General features: G+C 72.8%; 3 protein-coding genes. All 3 read left to right on the top strand.

Features of this window, described 5'->3' with window-relative positions:
- Window positions 1-603, top strand: a 603-nt coding sequence (locus tag AOJ26_RS40830; protein WP_159044532.1) for a tetratricopeptide repeat protein, incomplete at its 5' end; no start/stop codon positions are given.
- A 169-nt stretch (window positions 604-772) separates the two neighbouring features.
- On the top strand, window positions 773-1420 hold the full coding sequence (locus AOJ26_RS40825) for a SurA N-terminal domain-containing protein (RefSeq protein WP_053853375.1): 648 nt from the start codon (window positions 773-775) through the stop codon (window positions 1418-1420).
- 215 nt (window positions 1421-1635) lie between these two features.
- On the top strand, window positions 1636-2640 hold the full coding sequence (locus tag AOJ26_RS40820) for a nucleoside triphosphate pyrophosphohydrolase (protein WP_053853374.1): 1005 nt from the start codon (window positions 1636-1638) through the stop codon (window positions 2638-2640).
- Window positions 2641-3044 lie beyond the last annotated feature (404 nt).

Raw genomic sequence — 3044 nt, 5'->3', positions numbered from 1 at the left:
CAGCCCGCCCCCGTCACACCGGCCCCCGAGAAGACCGGGAAACCGGACGTCGCGCGCGCGGTCGACGAGGTCAAGCGGCTCCTCGGCGAGGGCCGCATCACCCAGGCCGTCGACATCCTCGGCGCCATCCTGCCCGCGGCCGCCGAACAGCACGGCGCGAACTCCCCGGTCGTGCGCACCCTGCGCAAGCAGTACGCCGCCACCCTCATGGACGACGGCCAGTACCGGCGCGCCCTGCCGGAACTGCGCCGCCTCGCCGACGAACGCGCGACCGAGGCCGGCCACGCCGACCCGCAGTCCCTGCGCTTCCGCTACGACGCCGCCCAATGCCTGGAACAGCTCGGCGAACCCGCGGCGGCACTGGCCGAGTACCGCTCCCTGCTGCCGTACTACGAGAACCAGTACGTGGCCGGCGACCCCCAGCTCGCCCACGACGTCCGCCGTCGCATCGGCCACCTCCTGCTGGCCCTCGGCGACCGCGCCGCCGCCCACGAGACCCTCGCGCGGCTGCTGCACGACGTGGAACGACTCCAGGGCCCCGGCCACCCCCTCGCGGCGGAGATCCGCCGCACCCTCCAGTGGCTGGGCCAGGTCCGCGGATAGACCCCACCGGCTGACCCCGGCACACACGCGTGCGGGCGGTCGGAGCGCGGCGCTGCCGGAAGTCCCGGTGAATCGTTGGTCGAATGGGTTGGCCAGAGCCGGTCCCCTGCCTAACATCGATCACTGCAAGACTTTGTGCACCGTCGCACAATCTCCTCAGGAGGCATCCTTGCACCGCCGTCGTCGCACCGCGCTCGTCCTCTCCGCCGCGCTCGCCGCCGCGGCACCCCTGCTCACCGCCTGCGGAAACGACGCGCACCCCGGTGCGGCGGCCGTGGTCGGCGGGCAGCGGATCACGGTCTCCCAACTGGAGAACCGGGTGACCGAGGTGCGTGACGCGCAGCGGGCCGCCGTCACGGACGAGACGCAGTACAAGCAGGCCATCGCCAAGACCGGCACCCTCACCCGTGACGTCCTGCACGGCATGGTCCTCGACCGGGTGCTGCACCGGGCGGCCGCCGACGCGGGCGTGACCGTGACCCGCAAGGAGGTCCAGGAGTTGCGGTCCGGCCTGGAGGAGCAGGCGGGCGGCGCCAAGGGCCTGGAGACCGCCTGGCTCCAGCAGTACGGCATCGCACCCGAACGCCTCGACGAGAACCTCCGCCTCCAGCTCGAGGCCCAGAAACTCGCCGGGAAACTCGGCACCGACACCAGCGACCCCGCTTTCTGGAACGCCCTGAGCAAGGCGTCCAAGCAGCTCCACGTCGACCTCAACCCGCGCTACGGCACCTGGGACGTCACGAAGAGCACCCGCGTCGACGCGAAGACCCCGTGGGTACGCGAGGTCACGACGGCGGGCAGCAAGCAGAGCGCGTAGCGGGCCTGGCGGGGCTGGCGGCCTGGAGGGCTTGGCGGGTCCGGCAGGCTCAGCAGGCCTGGCGGCCTCGGAGCCCGCAGGGCGCCTGGCGGGGACGCGGGGCGAGCGGCGGGACGAACCCGCATCGTGGGTGGATGATCGTACGATCACCCCGCCGCCCCCTGTCTGTGGACAACCCTGATCGCCCCGTCGGCACCGTGCGTTAGCTTCGAACTGTGAACGCAACCGGCTTCGAGCCCGCCCCCGACCAGGACCCCGACACGGCGTCCGACCCCGGCCGCATCGTCCTGCTCACCACCAGCCACCGCGTCGCCCCCGGCCTGCTGTCCTGGCCCGCCTGGCAGGCGCTGCACGCGGCCGACCGTGTCCTGTGCGCGGACGGCGCCCACCCTCAGCTCCCGTACCTGCGGGAAGCCGGAATAGAGGTCGACGAGACGTCCCCCACCGCGGAGGAACTGGTCGGAGCCTGCGCGGGCGGGCACACCGTGGTCGTCGTCGCCACGGGCGAGGGTGAGCCGGCCCTCACCGACGGCCTGGCCCGCCTCGCCGGATCCGGCCGCCTGCGGATGCCCGAGCTGGAACTGCTCCCCGCCTCCTACGACCTGCCCGGCGCCCGGCTCCTCGACCTCGTCCAGGTCATGGACCGCATCCGCAACGAATGCCCCTGGTCCTCCCAGCAGACCCACAAGGGCCTCGCGAAGTACGGCATAGAAGAGGCGTACGAACTCGTCGAGGCCATCGAGGAGGGCGACCGCGACGAACTGCGCGAGGAACTCGGAGACGTCCTGCTCCAGGTCGTCTTCCACGCCCGGATCGCCGAGGAGGACCCGGAGGCCCCCTTCTCCGTCGACGACGTCGCCGGCGGCATCGTCGCCAAGCTCATCCACCGCCACCCCCACGTCTTCGGCGACGAGAGAGCCGACACCCCCGAAGAGGTCAAGGCCCACTGGCTGCGCACCAAGGCGATCGAGAAACAGCGCACCTCGGTGACCGAAGGCATCCCCCTCGGCCAGCCCGGCCTGGCCCTCGCGGCCAAGCTGGCGTCCCGCGTGCGCACGGCGGGCCTGGACGTCCCCCTCCCGAAGACCGAGGGCATCGGCTACGAACTCCTCGCCCTGGCCACCCGCGCCGAGGCGGAGGGCGTCGACCCCGAGGCGGCCCTGAGAGCTGCGGCCCGGGCGTACCGGGATGCGGTCCGCCGGGTGGAGAGCGAAGGCTGAGCATCAGCGACGGTCACAGCCACGGGCGAGCGGGTGGCGAAGACGTGGTGGCGATACCGGCCCCGACAGAGCGAGCCCCCCACACAGGGGGAGCCCCTATCTAGACGCGGCGGGGCGGGACCCATCAGGGTCTTCCCCGTCTGGGCAGGCCCGCATCAGGTCCCCCGTGTCGAAGTAGGCCGGCACGAGGCCCCTCCCGTCGGGCACACCGGCATAAGGCTCTCTCCCGGTGACCGGTATCGGCTGGCACCGGGCATCTCCCGGGACTTGCCGGCGCCGGGCATCTCCCGCAACCGCGGATCCGGTCAGCGCCGGAGCGCCTGCTCCCCGCGGTCTTGCCCGGTCGCCGGTCGACCACGGCCGGTCCCACCCCTCCCACGCAGCCCAGCCCCGTCCGCCTGCTC

The organism is Streptomyces sp. NRRL B-24085 (assembly GCF_001282115.1).
Lineage (GTDB): Bacteria > Actinomycetota > Actinomycetes > Streptomycetales > Streptomycetaceae > Streptomyces.
This window is presented reverse-complemented; position numbering and strand designations above follow the sequence as displayed.